Genomic DNA, 261 nt, shown 5'->3' with positions numbered 1-261 from the left:
TGAAGATATATTAGAAAAGACTGATGTTATAAAACAGGATGAGAAAATAAATATTATCCAAGTCAAACATCATGAAACACAAACTTATGATTCCACCTACACAGAGGCTATATTGTATTTTTATAAGAATTTCCTTATCGCTAAGATAAATAGATTATCTCAGTACTTCAACTTTACTCTAGTAAAATATGATTTATCGGGCGAAAAGGATATAGGTACAATCTTTACTAAATCATTAGCATCAACTTCTAAAAAGGCTTT

1 protein-coding gene is annotated in these 261 nt (G+C 28.4%); it reads left to right on the top strand.

Features of this window, described 5'->3' with window-relative positions:
• A partial coding sequence (locus tag LKX83_RS32605; RefSeq protein WP_227887427.1) for a hypothetical protein occupies positions 1 to 261 on the top strand: 261 nt, incomplete at both ends.

Origin of the sequence: Cohnella baijiui, assembly GCF_020731285.1 — a bacterium.
In the GTDB taxonomy this organism is placed as follows: domain Bacteria; phylum Bacillota; class Bacilli; order Paenibacillales; family Paenibacillaceae; genus Cohnella.
The sequence above is the reverse complement of the archived record's forward strand: the minus strand, read 5'-3'. Positions and strand labels throughout refer to the sequence as shown.